The organism is Arcobacter sp. CECT 8985 (genome assembly GCF_004116495.1).
Lineage (GTDB): Bacteria > Campylobacterota > Campylobacteria > Campylobacterales > Arcobacteraceae > Malaciobacter.
In genome coordinates this window covers 1-22766 of sequence record NZ_PDKC01000013.1, presented here as the reverse complement: position 1 = coordinate 22766, position 22766 = coordinate 1, and the positions used below count along the sequence as shown (strand labels likewise).

The window sequence follows — 22766 nt, the reverse complement described above, 5'->3', positions numbered from 1 at the left end:
TTGAATAATATATATTATATAGATGAACAGCCTTTAACTTATTTAGATGGCTCAAAACAAATTGATTCTTTTTTATGGAAAATTATGTATAAAAGAGTACAAAAAAGATTAAAAAAATCTATTATAAATATTGAAAATATTAAAAAAATAATTTTTAATAAATCTAATTCATTTGGTTGTACTATTGATGCTCCTTTAGAGTATGTTATGCTTAGAAATGAAGCAATTTTTTATAATATAAAAGATGAAAGAGAATATTATATACCATTAAATATAGGCTTTATTGGAAAAAGTGGAGCTTTTGATATCGTTCTTATTGGTGATAATATTGATATAAGAGATACAACAAGAAGAAGATTTAAACCAAAAGATAGATTGAGTCATACTCCTGTTTTATCTATTAAAAATTTTAGATTAATTGAAAAAAGTTTTAAAAAATTATTAGAGCATATAGAAAAAGAAGATAGTAAGTTAAAGAGTTGATTCTTTAACTTACTTAATAATATGTCCTACAAACTTTGACATATTATTTAATATTTTTTCTCCTCTTCTAAAACCTAAACCACAAGCTTCATATGCATAAAATACACCTGCTTGATAATAATTACCATCACTATCTTTAGGAAATTCAACATACTCTTGATAAATTGCTTTATGTCCTTCATATTCACCATCAGTTTGTATATCAATAGAGCCATCAGCATTTATTATTTTTGTATTTGCTCCTTCTCTACCAAAGCATCTTTTTTCAACTTGTTTTTTATTTTCTAAAGGTTCAAATGATGTTTCTAACAATAAAGGATGATTTGGATATAAATCCCATAATATTTTCATAAAACCTTTTGATTGAAACATTAAAGTGTAAGCAGGATTGAAAATAATTGCTTTTTTATTCTCTATCATCTCAGTTAAAAGTAGTGCAAGTTCACTTTCATCAATTGCAATATCTTCCCAAGGAATAAGTTTGAACCAAAATTCAAAACTTTTATCTTTTGCAAAAATACCATCATCACTAAATTCAACTTTATCAATATATTCAAACTCTGTATTAAAACCAGCTTCTGTTGCAATATGTTGTAAAAGTTTAGTTGTATTTTCATCTTCACTAATACCACTAATTGAAGAGAATAATATTTTCCATCCTAAATCTTTATAATACTCTTCAAATTTTTCTACATCACTATCTAATGTTATTATTCTTTTAAAGTTATCTTTTAATGATTCATATAAATTATTAAATTGACTGGCTTCATCTAAATTATTTGCTTTTAATAAAGCCCATTGAATAATAGCTGTTTCAAATAATGAAGTTGGAGTATCAGCATTAAACTCTATTAATTTAATAGGTTTGCCATCAATTCCTCCTGCTAAATCAAATCTTGAATAAATATGCCAATGAACATCATCTTCCCAAGATTTTTTGATAATATCTACTAAATTAAATGGAATGTTTAATTCATGAAATAAATTATTATTAATTACATATTCACCAGCTTCACAATACATATCATAAAGTTCATTTGTTGCTTCATAATATGCATTAGCTTCGTCTTCTGTTATTTCAATTACTTCATTGGCAACATACGAAGTTTTATCTTCATCAGTGTGCCAAACAAATCCAATTGACTCTAAATATTCATTTGTTAGAGGTTCTAATTTTTTTAAATTCATTTATCATCCACCAAAAAAACTTCTAGAACCAGAAGAGGAAGATTTGCTTCCAAAAAAACCACTTTTTTTAGTTGAACTTGTTCTATTTGCAGAGCTAGCTGCTTTTTTAAATGACTCTTTTGATCTTGTATATGTTTGTGGAGATTTATATTGTGTTCTTCTTTGAGCTTGATAGTTTTGATTATTAAATAATTTGTTACCTATCCATGAACCAATCATTGCACCTGCAATTGAAGATAAAAGTACTCCTCCAAGTCCCATTGTTCCATTTGATACTTCAGGATTAGTAAGTGGTGAAGTTCCTGCATCTATTTTTGCAGCTTCTTGTTTAACAAGTTTATCAATTTCATCTTTTGTTAAAATTCTTTCACTTCCATCAGGTTGTCTAAGTACAACTGTAGTTTTATTTGCAGGAAATTCATCTACAATTTTATATCCTTTATTGTTTGGAAGTTGTTCAATAATAACAAATGCATTTTGTTTTTGTGAAGCATTTGTAAAAGCTGCATTATCACCTTGCTGATTACTTCCTCTATCTTGACAACCAACTAGTCCAGTTACAAGTAGGGCTCCAAGTCCGCCAACAATTGCATAGTCCGATATTTTTTTTATATGATTTCTTTTCTTCAAATCAAAATCCTTAATTCATCTATAGTTTAAAAGTGCTGTATATTACTGAATAATTGCTATTTTTTACATTAAATATTTAACCTTAAAACAGTTATGTTATAATTGCGCCTATAAAATAAATAAGGTTTTCAATTTATGGATAGAACGCAGCTAAAAACACAAAAATTTATCATTAAATTTTTCCCAGAAGTTATGATAAAGGGAACAAAAGCAAAAAGACAAATGATAAATCAAATTTATAACAATGTTAAAAGCTTAATGAGTAAAATTTCAGACGATATTCCTATCAAAAAGTTTTTTGATAAAATAGAAGTTGTATGCCCAATAGAAGTAGTAGACACTGTTAGACAAAGACTAGTTCAAACACCAGGTGTTGAATTAGTTTTAGAAGCAATTCAAATAGATAATGTATCAACTTTAGATGAAATAAAAGTAAAAGTAAATGAATTTATGGGAAGTGAAATAGAAGGTAAAACTTTTGTTGTAAGAGCTAAAAGATCTGGAACTCATGAATTTGGATCAACAAATATAGAACAAACTGTTGGTGGGTATATGCTTGCTAATAATGATACAAAAGGCGTAAAATTAAAAGATGCCGAAGTTACTGTTAAATTAGAACTAATTGAAAAGCAGTTAAATATAATTACTTATAGACACAAAGGACTTGGAGGGTTTCCTATTGGAACACAAGGTAGTGTTTTATCTTTGATGTCTGGTGGATTTGATTCTACTGTTGCAAGTTATTTAACTATGAAAAGAGGAGTGAAAACTCATTTTGTTTTCTTTAATCTTGGTGGAGTAGCTCATGAAATTGGTGTAAAACAAGTAGCTTATTATTTATGGAATAAATTTGGTGCTTCGCATAGAGTATCTTTTATTACAATTCCTTTTGAAGATGTAGTAACTGAAATATTTAGATCTACTAATGAATCATATATGGGAGTTACATTAAAAAGATTAATGTTTATGGCTGCAAGTAAAATAGCAGATAGAATGAAAATTGATGCAATTATGACAGGTGAAAGTATCGCACAAGTGTCAAGTCAAACATTAAGAAATCTTGCACTTATAGACCAAGTTACAAAAAAACTTGTTTTAAGACCTCTTTGTACTATGAATAAGCCTGAAATTATAGATATTGCAGAAGAGATTGGAACAAGAAGATTTGCAGAAACAATGCCAGAATATTGCGGAGTAATCTCAAAAAATCCTGTAACTCATGGTTCATTTGATAAAATGGAATCAGAGTCTAAAAAGTTTGATTATAGTGTTTTAGAAATAGCTGTAGAAAATGCAAAAGAGACATATGTTGATGAAATGATAGAAAATATAAATGAAGAAGTAGGGCAGCTAGAAGTAGTAACAGATATTAAAGATACAAATTATACTGTTATTGATATAAGACAAGGACAAGATTGTATAGAACTTGATGATACAGAAGTGTTAAAAATACCATTTTTTAATCTAAAAAAAGAGTTTAAAAAACTTCCTACTAATAAAGAGTATTTATTATATTGTGAAAAAGGTATATTAAGCCAGCTTCATGGGCAATACTTAAGAGATTCAGAAAACTATACAAACATAAAAGTGTATAGACCTAACATAAAATAATAAGATTAAATAGAGATATTCCTCTATTTAATTTTTCTTCACACTACCTTATATAAAGCTTAAAATATTTATATATTATATTATTTAATAAATTTTAAATAATTTTCATTTTTTTGACCTTCGTCAATTTTTTTCTTTTCTAATTTAGTTAAGATATATTCTTTATAAATTATTAAATTTTATATTTAGTAATTTTATAAAAGAAAATGCATTAGTTTTATCATAGATTTAGCAGCTAACCGTTGATTTATGATTGATTTTGAATATATTTATTTAAGATTTGCTATTGCACTTTATAAAATCAAAATGAATGAATATTTATTTGTTTATTTGATAAGTAAGGGGAGGTTAGAGTTATTATGGTGTAGAAGAGTATTTATATTTATTTATAAAGTAGGTACACGAAGTGTAATATTAGTTGGATGATATTTATTTATCATCTAAATACTTTGAGAAATCGAAGTTTTAAATAATAGGAGTTTTTATGTCCCGTAATACGGAAAAAAAAGCTAAATCTATATGGTTCATTATAGGAATCTTTGTCTTAGGTGGCGTTATAGGTCTACTTTTCTCCTTTGGTGTAGCAGTTGGGGTACACAAAACTTCAGACGACAAATTTTGTACATTGTGTCATACGATGCAACCTATGGCTGATTCATATTATCTTGATGCTCACGGCGGTAACAATCCAAACGGTATTCAAGCAAAATGTGTTGATTGTCATTTACCTCATGATTCACTTGCTAGTTATTTATTTGAAAAAGCAAGAACTGGATTACATGACTTTAGAGTTCAAAACTTTGGAGATCCTGAATCTATTGATTGGGAGGCAAAAAGAAAACATTCTAAAAATTTTGTTTTTGATACAGGTTGTATGAATTGTCATACAAACTTACAAAATGCGACTACAAGCAACACTAAAGCTTTTATCGCACATAAAGAGTACTTTGAAAAAAGAACAGACAAAAAATGTGTTGAATGTCACAAAAACGTTGGTCACCATATATTGGGTGATTATATAAAGAAATAAATTTGATACACAAAAAAGGAAGTAAAATGTTAAGAAAGATGATATTTATATTTCTTGCTTTAGGACTTACAGCATTTGCAGCAAATGTAGGAGATGTTACAAGTGTTAAAACTTTAAAAGTTAAAAGAGGACTAACAGAAGCAGGAAAAAGTTGTGTTGAATGTCATGCCAAAATGACTCCAGGTCATGTAAATGATTGGAGAGAGAGTAGACATGGACATGTGGGTGTAAGCTGTATTGATTGTCATAGTGTTAAAAAAGATAATCCAATGGCAGCACAAAATTGTAAAGGTATTAAAGGTACAGAAATTTTTGTATCTGCATTAGTAAGTCCAAAAACATGTGAAAGATGTCACCCAAATGAGGTAACACAATTTCATCAAAGTGGGCATGCAAGAGCAGCTATTCAAGTAAAAGCTAAAAAAGGTATGCAATCATTAATGCAACATTTTGAAGGTAGAGATCATAAAGATTTTAAACACTCTCCCGAAGCTACAGGATGTATGCAATGTCATGGTACTATTATTAAATTAGATAAAAACAAAAGACCAACTGCAGAAACTTGGCCAAACTATGGTATTGGTAATGTTTATCCAGATGGTGGAGTAGGAAACTGTAAATCTTGTCACTCTGGACATAAATTCTCAATTGCTGAAGCTAGAAAACCAGCAGCTTGTGCATCGTGTCACTTAGGACCTGATCATCCAGATATCGAAATTTATAATAACTCTATGCATGGACACATCTTTAATGCTGAAGGTAGTGAATGGAAATATGATTCTGCACCAGATGCATGGGAACCAGGTGATTATAGAGCACCAACTTGTGCAACTTGTCATATGAGTGGTATTGGAAGTCTTTCATCAACTCATAATGTTAGTAAAAGATTAAAATGGAATATTTGGGCACCAATTTCTAAAAAAAGAGATGGTGGATATGAAACAGCTGTAACTGAGTTTGAAAAAACTGGAAAATTCACTAAAGGTAACCCTTTAGCAGGAAATCCAAAAGGAAGTAAAGCAGCAAGAAGTGAAATGGAACAAGTGTGTGCTTCTTGTCACACAAAAACACATACTAAAAACTTCTTTACTATGGCAGATAAACATGTTAAACTTTATAACACTTATGCAACAGATGCTAAGAAAATGATTGATGAGTTAACTAAAAAAGGTTTAATGAACAAAGATAAATGGGCAGATAAAGCATTTAAAATTTGGTATCATTTATGGCATCATGAAGGAAGAAGAATGAGACAAGGTGCACTAATGGGTGCTCCTGATTATGCTCACTGGCATGGTGTATTTGAAGTTCAACAAGATATTAGAGAACTTAAAGCAATTTATGAAAAAAGAATTAAATCAGGAAAAATCGAAGATTAATCAGATTTAATTATTAAGAAGGAAGAAATATCTTCCTTCTTTAAAATATTTTTATATATAAATATAAAGTGTTTATATATAAAAATATTTTTAAAGGATAAAATGTGAAAAAATTAATGTGTAGTATGGTAATGGCATCAACTTTAATATCATCAACTTATGCAAGTGATATTTTGGCTGTTGTAAATGGGGAAAATATTACAACAGAAGTTGCTCCAAAGAGCTTCAAAACTTTAGATAAAAAAATGCAAAGTAAAATTATTAATAAACTTATTGAAAAGAGATTGGCAAGTGATTATGCATTAAAAACAGATATTGTAAAAACTGAAAAATATAAGAAAGTATTAACACATATTTTAAGTTTAGGGCAAGATACTAAAAAGAAAAAAAATGGTAGTTTAGTTGATGTGGTAAAAGAGAAAACAATTAAAGGTTATACAAAAGAGCAATTAAGTAGTAAAAAAGGGTTATTAGCATTTGATTTATTGCTTGATCAAAAATCTGAAAATATGAAACCAAGTGATAAAGTTCTTGAGAAATATTACAAAGATAGAAAGTATAAATATGATACACCAGCACAAATTGAGCTTTTAAGTATTGTTGTAAATAAAGAATCTTTGGCTAAAAAAATTATCAAAAAATTACAAAATGCAAAAGATAAACTTCAAGAGTTTTCTATTGAAGCAAAAAAACACTCATTAGCACCAACTGCAAAAAATCATGGTTATTTAGGAAAAATGCCAATTGAAGCATTAAATAGTCAATTAAAACCATTGTTAAAAGATAAAAAAAGAGGGTATTTCTCTGAAAAACCAGTAAAAACAGAGTTTGGGTATGAAGTATTTTATGTGTTAAATGATATTCCAGAGTACAAAAGTACATTTGATGGAGTAAAAGATACTGTAAAAGATGAGTATATCCAAAAAACTGTGAAAAACTGGGCAATGAATAAAATTGAAGAGCTTAAAAAGAAAGCAACTATAAAAATAGTAAATAAATAATATAATTTAATGGTATTGGTTTTAAACCAATACCATTTTTAATCCTACACAAGCTAAGAATACAGCAAATGCAGTTTTTAATTGTTTTACATTTAGTTTATAAGCTAATTTTACTCCATATGGAGCAAAGAACATAGTCATTGGAACTAAAATAATAAAAGCAATCCAGTTAACATAACCAGTGGATGCAGCAGGCAAATTTTCTACATTCCAACCAATTATAATATAACTTATTGTTGCAGGTACACTAATAATAAGACCAAAAATTGAAGCTGTACTTACAGCTTTGTGAATGGGAAAGGAAAAAAGAGTAAGTAGGGGAACCATAAGTGTTCCTCCCCCAATTCCTAGCATTGATGCAAAGCTTCCTAATAGTGTAGCAAAAATAGATTGGCCAAATTTTCCTGGTAATTGATCTGAAATTGTTAATGTTTTAAATCTATTAATAATCATATTTATAGATACTACTAAAAGTAAAATACCAAACATAAATTTTAAATTTGATCCATCTATAAATTTTGATGAAACTGTTCCAATTAAAACTCCACAAACAACAAAAGGAATCCATCTTTTAAATAATTCCCAATCAATACCACCTTTTTTGTGATGAGATCTAGCAGAAATTATTGAAGTTACTACAATAGTGGATAATGATGTACCAATAGCTAAAGGCATAGCAATAGAAATATCAATATGCATATGTATAAAAATATGATATAGCATTGGAACTATAACTATTCCTCCTCCTACACCAAGAAGTCCTGCTAATAAACCAGCAATAATACCACTAATTAAAAGTATAGGTATTAAAATTAATAATTCATTCATATAAAATTGTCCTTATTTTAAAAGTTTGAAGCTTTTCCATCACTTCTTGGGTCAAATGCACCTAATATGTTTTTTGACGGATAATAAACTATTGCACCTGCATGTCCAACTGCAGAATCAAGTTTGCCTAATATTTCAATATCATGCCCTTTTTGTCTTAAGTTATTGACTATTTCATTACTAAATCTTGATTCAAGTTTTAAACTTTGTGAGGAGTTACCCCAAGTTCTACCTAATAACCATCTTGGATTATTTATTGATGTTTGTAAATCTTCATCATAATAAGCATATCTAGTGAAAATTGCAGCTTGTGTTTGAGGCTGACCATCTCCACCCATGGTTCCATAAGCCATAACTCTTCCATCATCAAAAAGTGCAATAGCAGGATTTAATGTATGAAAAGGTTTTTTATGTGGTTCTAAAGATTGAATATGTGTTGAATCAAGAGAAAAACTACAACCTCTATTTTGCCAAACAATGCCAGTTTTAGGAAGAGTAAAACCACTTCCAAATTCATGATAAATACTTTGAATTGCACTTACTACTCTACCTTTTGAATCTATTGCTCCAAACCATGTAGTATCACCAGGTGTTGTATTTTCACCCCAAGGTACTGCTTTTTGAAAATCAATTTCTTCACTTAATTTATCTAAATATTTTGGTTCTAACCAAGCTTGCAACTCTTGTGAAGTTGCAGCTGAACTCATTTTATCTCTATGTTTAAAAGCTATTTTTGTAGCTTCTACAAGTAAATGAATATGATTTGTAGAGTCTTTTTTAGGTAGCTTTTTTAGCCATCTATCAAATAGTCCTATAATCATAAGTGATGCAACACCTTGTGTTGGAGCAGAAGCATTAAATATTTTTGCATTACTTGTTTTTATTTGTAAAGGAGTTTGCCAAGTTGCATTGTGTTTTTTTAAATCATTAGTTGTTATTAAACCTTCTCTTTGTTTAAAATCATCTGCAATATCTTTAGCTATACTTCCTGTATAAAAATCATCAAAACCTTTTTCTCCCAAAGTTTTGATAGTTTTTCCAAGTTTTTCTTGAACTAATAGTTCACCAACTTTAGGTACTTCATTATTTGGATAATAAACTTGGGCAAAATAAGAATCTTTTATTAACTCATCTTTTTTTTCTTTTAATGTATCATGTAAAGATTGCGTTACTCTAATTCCTTCTTGTGCTGAATTTACAGCTTCTTGTACGAGAGTAGAAGTGTCTAGTTCTCCTTGCCAAGATTCTTTACTTTTTTTGTAAGCTAAATCCCATGAAGAAACAGCACCTGCAACACTATTTGCTGCAAGTTTGCCCCTAAAAGGAATAGATTTTAAATCTTTATATAAGTTCATATTTACATCAAAGCCTGAATAACCAGATGCTTCAATAAAACTTACTCCATCTTTTGGATCATATATTAACCAAAATGCATCACCACCAATTCCTGTCATATGGGGATAGTGTATGGCTAAAGATGAGGCAACTGCAATTGTTGCTTCAATTGCATTTCCTCCTTTTTTTAATATCTCTAATCCAGCATCAGAAGCTGCATGATGGGGAGATACTACCATCGCTTTTTTTGATTTTTGAGTTAAAGGTAAATTAGACATTTTTCATCCTATTTATTGTTTTTATACTTTTAAAACCTGTTAAATAATAAAAATAAATATAATAATAGCAATCATTTTTATAGTTTTATATAAATTCTATTTTAAAATTATAATTTTTATTCAAAAATTTTATAAAAATTTATAATTTTATATATAAAAAATTATATATAATTGACATTAAGTATAAAAAGTTATATAATTTTAAATAAAATTTATAAGGATTAAAATTGAAAATAATAAATAAAGTAAAAAATTTAAAAGCAAATGGTCATTATGCATTAGCAGTTGTAGATGAGGGTAGAGTCTATTTATCAGGACAATTTTCAATTGATCCAAATACTGGTGAAAAAAAATTTGGAACAATGCAAGATGAATTAAAACAAATTCTAAATAATATAGAATTAATTCTACAAGAAGCAGGATCTTGTAAAGAAAAGGTTTTAAAAGTAAATATTTACATTAATGATTTAGATAAATGGGCTGTAGTTGATAGTATATATAGTGATTTTTTCCAAAATCATACACCTGCTCGTACTATTGCAACCTTATCAAAACTTCATTTTGGATTTAAAGTAGAAGTTGATGTTATTGCATCTTGTAAATAAAGGAGTATTAAATGAAATATATTTGTAGTAAATGTAAAAAAATTGAAGATGTGACATCTCAAAAATCAAAATGTGATTGTGGTGGATTATGGAAGTTACAGTTTAAAGCTCCTAAATTTGATTTGGAACTTGTAGATAAAAATACATGGGGACTATTTCGTTATAGAAAGTTTATGCCAATAATAGATGATAGTTGGAAAGATATTACTCTTGGTGAAGGAATGACTCCTATAATTAGATTTGATGAAAATGTATTATTAAAAATGGATTATTTTATGCCTACATTATCTTTTAAAGATAGAGGCGCAGCTATGTTAGTATCTCATTGTAAATCAATTGGAGTAAAAAGTGTAGTTCAAGACAGTAGTGGAAATGCAGGAAATAGTGTGGCTGCATATTGTGCAAAAGCAGATATAAAGTGCGAAATATTTGTTCCTAAAGGAACTTCACCTAAAAAAATAAATATGATTAGATCTCATAATGCAAAAGTAAATATAACACCTGGTTCAAGAGATGATTGTGCAGATATTTGTAGAAAAAAAGTTAGTGAAGAGAAAAAATATTATGCAAATCATGTTTATAATCCATTTTTTTATGAAGGAACAAAAACTTATATTTATGAAGTATATGAACAATTAAATAGAATTCCTAAAAATATATTTATTCCTTTAGGAAATGGTACTTTATTTATTGGTGTTATTAAAGCTTTAGAAGAATTACTTGAAAGCAAGTTAATTGAATCAATGCCAAATATCTATGCAATACAAAGTGAATATTGTTCTCCTTTTGTGTTAGCTACAAAAAACAGTGAATTAAAACCTTCTAAAGTAATTTCAAAACCTACATTAGCTGAAGGTATAGCAATTGGTGTTCCTATGAGGGGAGAAGAGATTTTAGAATATATTTATAAGTATAATGTAAAGACGATAATTGCACCAGAAGATAATATTATTAGAAGTAGAGAAATACTTGCGTCAAAAGGAATTTATTGTGAGCATACAACAGCTGCTTCATATGCTGCTTATTTACAATATTGTAAAGATAATGAAAGTTTAAGTGATTGCTTAATTTCAATGTGTGGAGCAGGGTTGAAATCTGACCACTAAATAATTTAGTATTTTTTTGATATATTACATTTTAAGAAGGAGACTTTTTATGAATTCAATTCTTAAAGCTTATATCCCAATCGCAAATTTAATTGTAAAAACTTTTGGAAAAAATTGTGAAGTTGTATTGCATGATTTAACACAACCTCAAAATTCTGTAGTTTATGCAGCAAATGGTGAAGTTACAGGAAGAAAAGTTGGGCAAAGTTTTGATCATCTTATCAAAATGGTTTTACTTAATAAAGATTTTAAAGATGATTATGTTGTCAATTATTTTTTTGAGACACATGATGGTAAAAAAATAAAATCTTCATCAGCCTTGATTCGTGATGGGAAAGATGAAGTAATAGGTATGTTATGTCTTAATTATGATTTAACTTTATCTCATCTTTTACAAGAAGAATTACAAGGATTTTTGGGAAATACATCTTCAACTGAAGATATGAAAAAACAAGAAGAATATATACTTAATCAAGATATTATGAGTACACTTGATAATATCATCGAACAGATATTTAAAAACACAGTTAAAAATAATGAAAAACTAACAAGAAAAAAAAGTTTAGAGATTATTAAATTTATGGATGAGAAAGGTATTTTCTTAGTAAAAGGTTCCATAGATAAAGTTGCAAACTTTATGGGTGTTTCAAAAGTAACTGTGTATAGTTACTTGGATGCAATAAAAGGAAAAAGATAAAGAAGAAAATTAATTTTCTTCTTTAAGTGCTTTTCTCATTATTTCAATAGTTTTTGAATCTATTTTTGTATTTGTAAAATATTCGAATGCTAAAACACCTTGAAATAAAAGCATATCTTCCCCGTCTTTTGTTTCTAGTCCCTCTTTTTTTGCAAGTGCTAAAAATGGAGTTTCTTTACCATAGATACAGTCAAACGCATATGATGAATTCAAAAAGATATTTTCTAATTGAGATTTATTCATCGGAAGTTTATCATCTTTTAGTCCTGCACTTGTAGAATTTACGACTAGGTCAAAATAATCAAGTCTAAAATCTTTCCATGAATAAGATTTGATATCTTTTTCTTTAAAAAATTCTAGTTTTGATTCACTTCTATTTACAACAACTACATCAATTCCTTTTTCTTTTAGTGCTAGAGATATTGCTTTTGCTGTACCTCCTGCACCTATAACTAATACTTTGTTTATATTTCCAAAGCTTTCAATTGCTTTTAAAAATCCCGGGGCATCTGTATTATAAGCCAATACTTTGTTATCTTTTTTAATATATGTATTTGCAGCTTTTATTTCGTTTGCGATTCCAATTACTTCATCTGCTTGTTTAAAAGCTTGTTCTTTATGTGGAACTGTGATATTTGCTCCAGCATATAAATTATTTAAAAATTCTTCTTTTAATTTTTTCCCATCTTTTAAATGATGTTTTTTGTAAACTGCATCTAAATTTAGAAATTCAAATGCACTATTATGCATTTGTGGAGATTTTGAATGTTCTACTGGATCCCCAAAAATTGCATAGACTTGTGTGTTATTTATATTATTTTTTGACATTTTTTACCTTTGAAAAATGGATTTTACCAAAAAGAATATAAGTAAATGTTTATAATAAAATATTAAAATAATCTTTTGTATTATTTACTATTAGATTACAAATAAGTTATATAAAAAAATACTTTTCACTTATATAAGTTTTTTTAATATCTACATGCAAAATTAGATAAGAGGTATTTATAGTTAATCTTTCATGTTATTGGGATTATAAGAATATTTATTAAAAAGATAAAACTTAGGTTTTAAATATTATTAATCAATTAGTAAAGAGTACAAGTATAAAAAACAAAAATATTTTTTCATCTTATTAAATACTAAAATAATATTTTCAAAATTTTATAATTGTAATTTTGTATAATTATAATTATAATTATAAATAAAAGGGATTTACATGAAAAATAATATTTTTTATACGTTTACTAATAAAAATGATGGAAATTTAGCTTATCATGTGGATGATAAAAAAGAAAATGTAGATAAAAATAGATTTAATCTTTCAAAAAAATATCCTTTTACTATCCCAAACTTAAGATATATGAATCAAGTACATAAAGATGAAGTAAAAATAATAAATAAAAATAGTGAATTTTTAATAGATTCTTGTGATGCATTAATAACAAATGAAAAAAATCTACCTCTTATGGTAATGGTTGCAGATTGTATTCCTGTATTACTTTATGATGAGATAAAAGGGGTTATTGCAGCTGTTCATGCTGGTAGAAATTCAACTTTTTTAAAAATTACTGCAAAAACTGCAAAAAAAATGATAGAGAAATTTAACTGTAAGCCAGAAAATATAAATGCTATTTTAGGTCCTTGTATTCAAAAGTGTTGTTATGAAGTAAGTGAAGAACTAGTGAAAATTGTTGAAACTTCTTTTGGAAAAGAATTTGTAAATAATAGAAATATTGATTTACAACAAATAAATAAAAAACAGTTAAATGATTTAGGAATAAAAAATATTAAAATTTCTGAATATTGTACAAAATGTAGTGGAGATGATTATTTTTCATATAGGAAATCAAAAAAGACTGGAAGATTTGCAGGAATTATTGAAATAAGATAGTTAATATTTAAAATTAATGTATTTATTATGTATAAGTTATGTAATAAAAAAGCTAAAAACAACCTTAACTATATAAAAAATAGGGAATCTTTATAAAATTTTTATAAAATTAAGTTTCATTTTGTTACAATTGCGCTTCAAATCAATGAGGAAGGTTAGAGAGATGAGCGTTAAAGTTACTAAAGAAGAAGCTTTAGAATACCATAAAAGTCCAAATCCAGGTAAAGTAGCAATTGCTACTACTACACAATTAAATTCACAAAGAGATTTATCAATGGCTTATTCACCAGGTGTTGCACATCCGTGTGAAGAGATAAAAAAAGAGCCAGAATTAGCATATGAATATACTGCAAAAAGAAATCTTGTAGCAGTTATTTCAAATGGTACAGCTGTACTTGGATTAGGGGATATTGGTGCTTTAGCATCAAAGCCAGTTATGGAAGGTAAAGCTGTATTATTCAAAAAATTCGCTGCAGTTGATTCCTTTGATATTGAAGTTGATGCAAAAGATGTAGATAAATTTTGCGAAGCTGTTAAGGCAATAGCACCAACTTTTGGGGGTATCAACTTAGAAGATATTAAAGCACCAGAGTGTTTTGAAATTGAAGATAGATTAATAGAAGAGTTAAATATTCCAGTTATGCACGATGACCAACATGGAACAGCAATTATTACAAGTGCGGGGTTGATAAATGCTAGTGATATGATGGGTAAAAAAATTGAAGATATGAAAGTAGTAGTTGTTGGTGCAGGTGCATCAGCTACTGCTTGTTCAACTATGTATAAAGAACTAGGTGTAAAAAATTTAATTATGTGTGATTCTAAAGGTGTTATACATAAAGGTAGAAAAGATTTAAATAAATATAAAAAAATGTTTATGATTGATGAGCCTTTAACTATGGAAGAAGCATTTACTGATGCTGATATGGTTCTTGGACTTTCAAGACCTGGAACATTTACTAAAGAGCATATTGCACTTATGAGTGAAGAACCAATTATTTTTGCATTAGCAAATCCAACTCCAGAAATTTTTCCTGAAGATGTTAAAGAAGTTAAACCAAAAGCAATTGTAGGAACTGGTAGATCAGATTTTCCTAATCAAGTAAATAATGTTTTAGGTTTTCCTTTTATTTTTAGAGGTGCATTAGATGTACAAACTAGAAAAATTAATATGACAATGAAAATGGCAGCAGCAAAAGCTATTGCACAATTAGCAAGACAGCCTTTAACTGATGAATTAAAAGAATCATATGGTGAGTTATCTTATGGTAGAGAATATATTATTCCAATTCCATTTGATAAAAGACTTATGGTTGAAGTTTCTTCTGCAGTTGCAAATGCAGCAGTTGAAACAGGTGTAGCTAGAGTTAAAGACTTTAATTTAGAGGCTTATAGACAAAAATTAGCTTCAATGGTATAATTTCAATTATCTATTAATCAAGAAAATGGTATTATTCTCACTTTAAAATGAGAATAATACTAGGATTATAATGAAAGAGTATATACTTTTAATAGATACTATAGATGATAAAGGACTTGTTTACAATATCTCAAAAGTTCTTTTTGCAAATCACTTAAATATAGAACAAAACTCAGAGTACGTTGACCCAGAAACTAAGAAATTTTTTATGAGAACTGTTATTACTGGAGATGTAAAAAAAACAATTCTTCTAAAAGAATTACATGAAGTTTTACCACCGGAATCATCTATAAAATTAAATGAAAAACAAAATAAAGATGTTGTTATTTTAGCTACAAAAGAATCACATGTTTTAGGTGATTTATTGATTAGATATTTAGATGGTGATTTAGATGCGAATATTAAAGCTGTTATTGCAAATCATGAACATTTAAGAGACTTAGTTGAAAAGTTTGGAATACCATTTTTCTGTATCAATGCAGAGGGATTAAGTAGAGAAGAACATGAAGATAAACTTATAACTAAAATTCAAGAGTTTAACCCTGAATTAATTGTACTTGCAAAATATATGAGAATATTAACTTCAAAATTTGTTAAGACTTTCCCTAAAAAAGTTTTAAATATTCACCACTCATTCTTACCTGCTTTTATTGGAGCAAATCCTTATAAACAAGCTTATGAACGAGGTGTTAAGATTATAGGTGCAACAGCTCATTATGTTACTGATGACTTAGATGAAGGACCAATTATTTCACAAGATGTTGTTAGAGTTGATCATACTTATTCATGGCAACAGATGAGAAATGCTGGTAGAAATGTAGAAAAAGTTGTACTATATAATGCTTTTCAATTATTATTAGATGATAAAGTATTTGTACACAAAAACAAAACGGTGATTTTATAAAATGTTTAATATAGTTTTACACGAACCAAGAATTCCAGGAAATGTAGGCACAATAGGAAGATTAGCTTTTGCTTTAAATTGTAAATTACACTTAATTAAACCATATGGTTTTGGCGAAATTACAGAAAAACAAGTAAGAAGAGCAGGTCTTGATTATTGGTATGATTTAGAAGTTTATGAATATGAAAATCTTGAACAGTTTTGGGAAAAGAATCCATACTCAAATAGACATTTCTTTGCAACTACAAAAACCGATAAAGTATATTTTGATCAAGAGTTTAAAGAAGGTGATTATTTCTATTTTGGAAGAGAGGATGCTGGATTACCAGAAGACTTACTTGCAATGAATGAACATGGATGTATTACTATTCCTATGACAAATGATGCAAGAAGTCTAAATATGGCAAATTCAGTTTCAATTGTTGCTTATGAAGCTTTAAGACAAAACTTTAAAAACTTCAAATGAGTTTTTTTGTTTTTTTTATTAGTTTCTTTAAAGCTTCAAGTTTTTCTTGAAGCTTTTGTTTCTCTTTTTTGTTTTCGCACTTTTTAATCTCTTTTTTCATATTCTGTTTTTTTTCGATTAATTTATTTAATATCTTAATAACTTTACTTTTTTTTACATCTTTTTTATTATCTTGTTTTAAAAATGCTTTTACTTTCTCAATTAGTTCAATATGAGGCATCTGTTTGTTCTCCTATCTCTTGAATTAGTTCATCTTTTATAAATAAAAGCATAGCTATTTCTACTAATTTCTTTTGTATAGAATAGACTGCAGCACTATCGTTAATAAGTGAAGTTGCCATGGTTGCTTTTATTTTATTTTCTCTAATTAATATATCAATTTTTTCGCTATTTGATATATCATTTTGACTTAATCTATCTTTTATAATCTCTAACTGAGTTAGTTTATCAACTTCTTCTAAATTGTCATTATCTAGATATGTTATATCTATTAATATAGTAGCCAACTCTTCTCTTAAAATATTGTACTCTTTTTTTATGTATTCATTTTTACTTTTTAAATAAAAATTTACATTTCTTTGTATATCTCTTGTACTTTTAAGAATATCAATAATCTCTTTTGCAGATCTTTTATAATTTCCTACAACTTTTAGTTGACTACTTGTCATATTCTCTTGTGCAAAAGAGGAGTATTTTATTATTTCACTATAAAGTACTTTTAAATTTTCTTGGTAAATTTCATCTAGGTTTGTATCGATTTTTTTGATATCTTTTGTTAATTCTTGCTTTAAATCTTCTTTTGTTCTTAAATTTGAAGTATGTAAACTTAAAGCATGAAGTATTGCTTTTTGACAATTTTCATATAGGTTTATTGATTCTTTTCTGATAGATAAAATAGCTGCATTTGGTATTGTTAAGTTTGATTCTAGTAAATATTTTGGTTTTGAATAATTTGATACTTTCTTTTTGATAAATCGTTTTGAAAGTATTACAATATATCCTGTAAATGGAGCGACAATAATTACTCCTATAATATTAAAAATGGTATGAAAAAGTGCAAGTTTCATACTATAGTTTTTTGCATCAATTCCAAAATAGGGTGCTAATATATCAACAAAATCTTTTATATAATGAAGAAAAACCACTGCAAATAAAGCTGTTATTACATTAAAAATAAGATGTGCAAAAGCAAGTCGTTTTCCATTTTCATTTGAGGTTAAAGAACCTATTATTGCAGTAACTGTAGTACCAATATTTGCCCCAATTGCAAGAGCTAGTGCATTTATATATATTAAACTTCCAGCACTTAATGCAGTAATTATAATTGCCATAGTTGCACCACTTGATTGAATGACAATAGTTGCTAATGCGCCAATTAAGATATATACTATTAATCCTGAAAAACCAGTCATTGCAAATGAAGCTAAATCAATTGAGTCTTTTAAGGTCTCAAATCCATCTTTCATATATGAAATACCTAAAAATATAAAACCCAACCCCAAAAGTATATTTCCAATTCCTTTATAAGTGTTATTTTTAAAAAACTTTAAAATAACTCCAAATATTAACATTGGCATTGCATACATTGAAATCTTGATTTTTAATCCCAAACTTGAGACAATCCAAGCTGTTGTTGTACTTCCTAGATTTGAACCAAATATTATTCCTATACCTTGAGCTAAAGTAAGTAATTCTACAGATAAAAATGATATTACTATTACTGAGATTAATGAAGAGCTTTGAACAAGAGTTGTTGTTACAAAACCTGTTGTAATTGATTTAAATATGTTACTTGTAAAATTTGCAAGAACTTTTTCTAATACTCCTCCCGAAAATAGTTTAAACCCATTTTCCATAAAATACATTCCAACTAAAAATATAGCAATTCCACTAAAAATAATTTTTATATTTTCTTGTGAAACTACAAAATATCCCAAAAATAGGAAAAGTATTATAACACCCACGTTTCTAATCATATTCTCTCCCCCAAAATATATAGTATTGTTATATATTATAACAATAAATTTTATTAAATAAGTCTTCTTTTGATAAAATTTGTAATATCTTAATAAGAAAGCAACAATGAATAGAATATTAATTTTAGAAGATGACGAACTTTTTTTGGAAACTTTAGAAGATTTTCTTAATGATGAAGGATTTGAAGTAAAGTGTGCAAGAGATGGTGAAGAGGTTTTGGATTACTGTTTTAAAGAAAAATATGATTTATATTTATTAGATATAAATGTTCCAAAAATAAGTGGAATAGAACTTCTAAAAAGGCTTAGACATGCAGATGATAATACACCTACTATTTATCTAACTTCCCACAAAGATAAACATATGTTAACAAATGGATTTTTAAGTGGATGTGATGATTATTTAAAAAAGCCTGTAGATTTAGATGAGTTATTACTTAGAATAAATTCTTTGTTAAAAAGAAGCGGTAAGTTAAAAAAAGAAATTGAATTACCTAATGATATGATTTTTGATGTGGAAAATAGAAGATTATTAAAAGGTAATGAAGATTTAAATCTTACAAGTAAAGTAATCGACTTATTAGAATTGTTTTTAGCAAAAAGAGAAACTATTGTTACAAAAGATATGATTATAAATAGCCTTTGGTCATATAATGAAGAGTATAGTGAAGGCTCAATTAGAGTTTATATAAATAATTTAAAAAAAATATTTGGGAAAGACTCAATAAAAAATCTAAAAGGAATAGGGTACAAGTTTGAACTTTAAAAAAAGAAACTTTCTAATATCAAATTCTATTGTAATAATATTCGTGCTTTTATTATCTTTGTTTTTGAATTATTATTTGACTTCAATATTTGGCTTTAATCATGATACTTTTTTACTTATAACAATTAGTGTTTTGATTTTTGGACTTGTTTTATATTTATTTCTTAGTAAATCTATTTTTGAACCACTATTTAAAAGTGATGAAAATCTACAAAAAACAGTTAAAGAGACTCTACATGAACTAAATATACCAATTTCAACTATTAATTTAAATACTCAAATGCTTGAAAAAAAGATTGATGATGAAAAGGCATTAAAAAGATTAAGTAGAATTAAAAAAGCTTCAAGTGAATTGTTGAAGTTATATGAAAATATGGAATATCAAATAAAAAAAGAGATTGATAAAATTGATATTACAGAATTTAGTTTAAAAGAGCTTATTAACAATAGTTTAGAAAAATTTGCAGATGTAAAAAAAGATATAAAAATAAAAGTTGAATTAGAAAAAGATATTTTATTAAAAAGTGATATTAATGGTTTTGAAAAAACTATTGATAATCTTTTATCAAATGCATTAAAACATAATATAGAAAAAGATGGTATTGTTGAAATTTCATTTTTTGATAATAAATTAATTTTCTTTAATACGGGAAAAGAGATTGATACAAAAAACTTATTTATAATTTTTGATAAATACTTTCAAGAAAATACACATAAAGAGGGTTTTGGATTAGGTCTTGCAATGGTAAAAGAATTTTGTGATAAAAATTTAATTACTATTAAGATAGAACCATCTAAAAATGGAAATAAATTTATTCTTGATTTAAAAAATATAATAGTAAAAACTAAAATTTAAGGCTTACTTAATAGTTATTTAATGATTAATTAACACATTTAAATTATTATTCTTATAAAAACTAAAGGATAATAATGAAAATTAGTTTATCTACTTTTACTACATTAACTTTTTATTCTATGCAAAATAAAAACCAATTATAAAAGGAAGAATAACCATGGATATAGAAGTAATGAAAAATCTTGTTGATTATGGTGTTATAATCTTATTAGCTATTATGAGCTTTATATCTGTATGGTTTTTTATTGAAAGAGTACTTTTTTATAGAAAACTTGATATTACAAAATATAAAAATAAAAAAGCTTTAGAAATAGCTCTTACAAAGCATTTAATTATTATTGGGACAATTGCATCAAACTCACCTTTTATTGGTTTATTAGGCACAGTAATAGCTATAATGCTTACATTTATGACAATGAGTAGTGTAGATATACAAGCAAGTAAAATAATGGCATCACTCGCTCTGGCTCTTAAAGCAACTGCTGCAGGATTAGTAGTAGCCATAATTTCTATGGTTTTTTATAATATATTAAGTAGATACGCAGAAGTATTGGAAAGTAAATATGAAGATAAAGAAATTTGATAGTATAAATGTAATTCCATTTATTGATGTTTTACTTGTACTTTTAGCAATAATACTTATGACATCGACTTTTATTACAAAAGGTATTATTCCTGTAAATCTTCCACATGCAAGTAATGCTAATAGTATAAATACACATAAACAAGTAAATATTATCGTAAAGAAAAGTAATCAAATCTATTTTAAAAAACAAAGAGTAAGTATAAAAACTCTAAAAATAGAATTATTAAAACTAAATAGAAAAACACCAATAAATATTAAAAGTGATAAGCAAGCAACTTTTGATACATTTGTACAAATACTTGATGCACTTAAATCTAATAACTTTGAAAATATATCAATTTTAACTAAAAAATGAAAAGATATTTAAACTCATTTATAATTACAGTTTTTATATATGTATTAATAGCTAGTGGATTATATTTTTTATTTGCAAATAAAAAAATAATAGTTAATAAGAAAAAAGATATAAATAAAATATCTTTAAATTATGTGGTATTAAAAAAGGTAAAACAAGATAAAAAAATAAAAGAAATTAAACCACAAAAAGTAGTCAAAACAAAAAAAGTAGTTAAAACAAAAATAAAGAAAGAAGTATTAAAAAAGAGTATTATAAAAAAAGTAAAAGTTATAAAAAAAGTAAAAAAAGAAGCAGCAAATAAAAAAGTAAAAACAACTAAAATCACACAGCCAAAATTAAATCAAAAAGAAGTTTATATACAAAAAAATTTACTTTTAATAAGAAAATTAATTCAAGAAAATATTACTTATTCAAAAAGAGCAAAAATGTTCAATATTCAAGGGGATGTAAAAGTAAAGTTTAAAATATTAAAAAATGGTAACATAAAAGAAATAGTAGTATTAAAAGGGCATAAGTTATTAAGAAAATCCACAATAGAAGCTATTTTAAATGCATCTAAAAAGTTCCCATCTGTTCCTAAGTCATTAGTTATTTCTATTCCAATAACATATAAACTTTTGTAAGTGTGTAATTTGAGTTTAATTTACTTTGTATATTTTTCATTGTACTACAGAAAAATATACAAAGCTTAAAGCAAATTATTTTATTTTACTTTTTTGTCAAGTACTGTTACAGGTTTATTAAGTTCACCTGCATAAAAAACCATAATAACTGCAGGTTCATCATATTCATTGATACCATAATGTGATTTATTTACTAATTCAACAATTGGATCACCAGCTTTCATTTTTAATACTTCATTATTTGCACTATGTACAGTTAAATGACCTTTTAATAATACTCCCGCATTTATATAAGGATGTTTATGCCAAGGTAATTTTGTATGTGGTGCAATAGTGATTTTCAAAATAGTGATTTGAGGTTTTCCTTTTGTATAGTCTGGTAGTTTATCTCCATTCCAACTTTTAGTTGCCTTAACAACTGTTTCTACTTTTATTCCTTTATCTGTTCCATGTGCAAAAGCATATTGAAATAAAGATAATAAAATTAATAACGTAATTTTTTTCATATATTCTCCTTTTGAATAATGAAATTTTAATGAAATATAACTAAATAAATAATAAAATTGTAAATAAAATAATAAAATTCTAATAAAAAAGTAATAATTATATATAATAATAAATTTATAAATAGATTCAATATATATTTTAAATAAAATGAAATTTATAAGTATTTTATTAAATATTTAGAAAAAAATTATCTTTTAATTATAGTAAATTTTAAAGTAAATAATATGTAACTTTAAATA

General features: G+C 26.6%; 26 protein-coding genes. 18 read left to right on the top strand and 8 right to left on the bottom strand.

The window, feature by feature from the left end:
• A complete protein-coding gene (locus tag CRU93_RS07220) occupies positions 1–483 on the top strand; it encodes a hypothetical protein (protein ID WP_129103520.1) in 483 nt (160 codons plus the stop codon).
• A gap of 9 nt (positions 484–492) precedes the next feature.
• On the opposite strand, the gene CRU93_RS07215 is transcribed toward CRU93_RS07220, so the two are convergent.
• Both CRU93_RS07215 and CRU93_RS07210 read right to left on the bottom strand, forming a co-directional pair.
• Positions 493–1671, bottom strand: coding sequence for a glutathionylspermidine synthase family protein (locus tag CRU93_RS07215; protein ID WP_129103519.1), 1179 nt, complete (start codon positions 1669–1671; stop codon positions 493–495).
• Positions 1672–1674: 3 nt separating this feature from the next.
• A complete protein-coding gene (locus tag CRU93_RS07210) occupies positions 1675–2301 on the bottom strand; it encodes a UPF0323 family lipoprotein (RefSeq protein WP_129103518.1) in 627 nt (208 codons plus the stop codon).
• Positions 2302–2436: 135 nt separating this feature from the next.
• Here CRU93_RS07210 and thiI point away from each other — a divergent pair, with 135 nt between their 5' ends.
• The 5 genes from thiI (at position 2437) to CRU93_RS07190 (ending at position 7322) form a co-directional block, all read left to right on the top strand.
• Positions 2437–3912 carry a tRNA uracil 4-sulfurtransferase ThiI gene (gene thiI / locus CRU93_RS07205; RefSeq protein WP_129103517.1) on the top strand — a complete coding sequence of 492 codons (1476 nt, stop codon included), beginning with the start codon at positions 2437–2439 and terminating at the stop codon, positions 3910–3912.
• 249 nt (positions 3913–4161) lie between these two features.
• Positions 4162–4338 (top strand): hypothetical protein, encoded by a 177-nt coding sequence (locus CRU93_RS14150; RefSeq protein ID WP_164967644.1) that lies wholly within the window; start codon positions 4162–4164, stop codon positions 4336–4338.
• Between the two features lie 58 nt (positions 4339–4396).
• Entirely contained in the window at positions 4397–4942 is a 546-nt protein-coding gene (locus CRU93_RS07200; protein ID WP_129103516.1) for a NapC/NirT family cytochrome c, read from the top strand.
• Between the two features lie 26 nt (positions 4943–4968).
• The gene (locus CRU93_RS07195) at positions 4969–6321 is read left to right on the top strand and encodes a multiheme c-type cytochrome (RefSeq protein WP_129103515.1); all 1353 of its coding nucleotides are present in this window, start codon (positions 4969–4971) and stop codon (positions 6319–6321) included.
• A gap of 104 nt (positions 6322–6425) precedes the next feature.
• Positions 6426–7322, top strand: a complete 897-nt coding sequence (locus CRU93_RS07190) for a peptidyl-prolyl cis-trans isomerase (RefSeq protein ID WP_129103514.1) — start codon at positions 6426–6428, stop codon at positions 7320–7322.
• A 21-nt stretch (positions 7323–7343) separates the two neighbouring features.
• On the opposite strand, the gene CRU93_RS07185 is transcribed toward CRU93_RS07190, so the two are convergent.
• A complete protein-coding gene (locus tag CRU93_RS07185) occupies positions 7344–8150 on the bottom strand; it encodes a sulfite exporter TauE/SafE family protein (RefSeq protein WP_129103513.1) in 807 nt (268 codons plus the stop codon).
• A gap of 17 nt (positions 8151–8167) precedes the next feature.
• Positions 8168–9763 carry a gamma-glutamyltransferase family protein gene (locus CRU93_RS07180; protein ID WP_129103512.1) on the bottom strand — a complete coding sequence of 532 codons (1596 nt, stop codon included), beginning with the start codon at positions 9761–9763 and terminating at the stop codon, positions 8168–8170.
• Positions 9764–9990: 227 nt separating this feature from the next.
• Here CRU93_RS07180 and CRU93_RS07175 point away from each other — a divergent pair, with 227 nt between their 5' ends.
• Genes CRU93_RS07175 through CRU93_RS07165 form a run of 3 tightly spaced genes read left to right on the top strand, consistent with a single transcriptional unit; the run spans position 9991 to position 12171 of the window.
• Positions 9991–10368 (top strand): RidA family protein, encoded by a 378-nt coding sequence (locus CRU93_RS07175; RefSeq protein ID WP_129103511.1) that lies wholly within the window; start codon positions 9991–9993, stop codon positions 10366–10368.
• A gap of 11 nt (positions 10369–10379) precedes the next feature.
• Complete coding sequence (locus CRU93_RS07170) at positions 10380–11474, top strand: threonine synthase (protein WP_129103510.1); 1095 nt, start codon at positions 10380–10382, stop codon at positions 11472–11474.
• Positions 11475–11523: 49 nt separating this feature from the next.
• Entirely contained in the window at positions 11524–12171 is a 648-nt protein-coding gene (locus CRU93_RS07165; RefSeq protein WP_129103509.1) for a transcriptional regulator, read from the top strand.
• 9 nt (positions 12172–12180) lie between these two features.
• On the opposite strand, the gene CRU93_RS07160 is transcribed toward CRU93_RS07165, so the two are convergent.
• Positions 12181–12999 carry a shikimate dehydrogenase gene (locus CRU93_RS07160; RefSeq protein ID WP_129103508.1) on the bottom strand — a complete coding sequence of 273 codons (819 nt, stop codon included), beginning with the start codon at positions 12997–12999 and terminating at the stop codon, positions 12181–12183.
• A 391-nt stretch (positions 13000–13390) separates the two neighbouring features.
• On the opposite strand from CRU93_RS07160, the gene pgeF reads away from it, so the two are divergent.
• The 4 genes from pgeF (at position 13391) to CRU93_RS07140 (ending at position 16855) form a co-directional block, all read left to right on the top strand.
• Positions 13391–14065, top strand: a complete 675-nt coding sequence (gene pgeF / locus CRU93_RS07155) for a peptidoglycan editing factor PgeF (protein WP_129103507.1) — start codon at positions 13391–13393, stop codon at positions 14063–14065.
• 163 nt (positions 14066–14228) lie between these two features.
• Positions 14229–15485, top strand: a complete 1257-nt coding sequence (locus CRU93_RS07150; protein WP_129103506.1) for a malic enzyme-like NAD(P)-binding protein — start codon at positions 14229–14231, stop codon at positions 15483–15485.
• A 70-nt stretch (positions 15486–15555) separates the two neighbouring features.
• On the top strand, positions 15556–16389 hold the full coding sequence (purU, locus tag CRU93_RS07145; RefSeq protein WP_129103505.1) for a formyltetrahydrofolate deformylase: 834 nt from the start codon (positions 15556–15558) through the stop codon (positions 16387–16389).
• Position 16390: 1 nt separating this feature from the next.
• Positions 16391–16855, top strand: a complete 465-nt coding sequence (locus tag CRU93_RS07140) for a tRNA (cytidine(34)-2'-O)-methyltransferase (RefSeq protein WP_129103504.1) — start codon at positions 16391–16393, stop codon at positions 16853–16855.
• Here the strand turns inward: CRU93_RS07140 and CRU93_RS07135 are convergent.
• Both CRU93_RS07135 and CRU93_RS07130 read right to left on the bottom strand, forming a co-directional pair.
• Positions 16848–17075 (bottom strand): hypothetical protein, encoded by a 228-nt coding sequence (locus tag CRU93_RS07135; protein WP_129103503.1) that lies wholly within the window; start codon positions 17073–17075, stop codon positions 16848–16850. The genes CRU93_RS07140 and CRU93_RS07135 overlap by 8 nt on opposite strands.
• On the bottom strand, positions 17062–18831 hold the full coding sequence (locus CRU93_RS07130) for a Na/Pi cotransporter family protein (protein ID WP_129103502.1): 1770 nt from the start codon (positions 18829–18831) through the stop codon (positions 17062–17064). The genes CRU93_RS07135 and CRU93_RS07130 overlap by 14 nt, the downstream gene beginning before the upstream one ends.
• A gap of 106 nt (positions 18832–18937) precedes the next feature.
• Here CRU93_RS07130 and CRU93_RS07125 point away from each other — a divergent pair, with 106 nt between their 5' ends.
• The 5 genes from CRU93_RS07125 (at position 18938) to CRU93_RS07105 (ending at position 22020) form a co-directional block, all read left to right on the top strand.
• Positions 18938–19597 (top strand): response regulator transcription factor, encoded by a 660-nt coding sequence (locus tag CRU93_RS07125; RefSeq protein WP_129103501.1) that lies wholly within the window; start codon positions 18938–18940, stop codon positions 19595–19597.
• Positions 19598–19673: 76 nt separating this feature from the next.
• Positions 19674–20453, top strand: coding sequence for a HAMP domain-containing sensor histidine kinase (locus CRU93_RS07120; RefSeq protein ID WP_258238860.1), 780 nt, complete (start codon positions 19674–19676; stop codon positions 20451–20453).
• 157 nt (positions 20454–20610) lie between these two features.
• Positions 20611–21036, top strand: coding sequence for a TonB-system energizer ExbB (gene exbB / locus CRU93_RS07115; protein ID WP_129103499.1), 426 nt, complete (start codon positions 20611–20613; stop codon positions 21034–21036).
• The gene (gene exbD, locus CRU93_RS07110; RefSeq protein WP_129103498.1) at positions 21017–21394 is read left to right on the top strand and encodes a TonB system transport protein ExbD; all 378 of its coding nucleotides are present in this window, start codon (positions 21017–21019) and stop codon (positions 21392–21394) included. The genes exbB and exbD overlap by 20 nt, the downstream gene beginning before the upstream one ends.
• Positions 21391–22020, top strand: a complete 630-nt coding sequence (locus CRU93_RS07105; RefSeq protein WP_129103497.1) for an energy transducer TonB — start codon at positions 21391–21393, stop codon at positions 22018–22020. Before exbD ends, CRU93_RS07105 begins: the two co-directional genes overlap by 4 nt.
• A gap of 80 nt (positions 22021–22100) precedes the next feature.
• On the opposite strand, the gene CRU93_RS07100 is transcribed toward CRU93_RS07105, so the two are convergent.
• The gene (locus tag CRU93_RS07100; RefSeq protein ID WP_129103496.1) at positions 22101–22526 is read right to left on the bottom strand and encodes a cupin domain-containing protein; all 426 of its coding nucleotides are present in this window, start codon (positions 22524–22526) and stop codon (positions 22101–22103) included.
• Between the last annotated feature and the right edge of the window lie 240 nt (positions 22527–22766).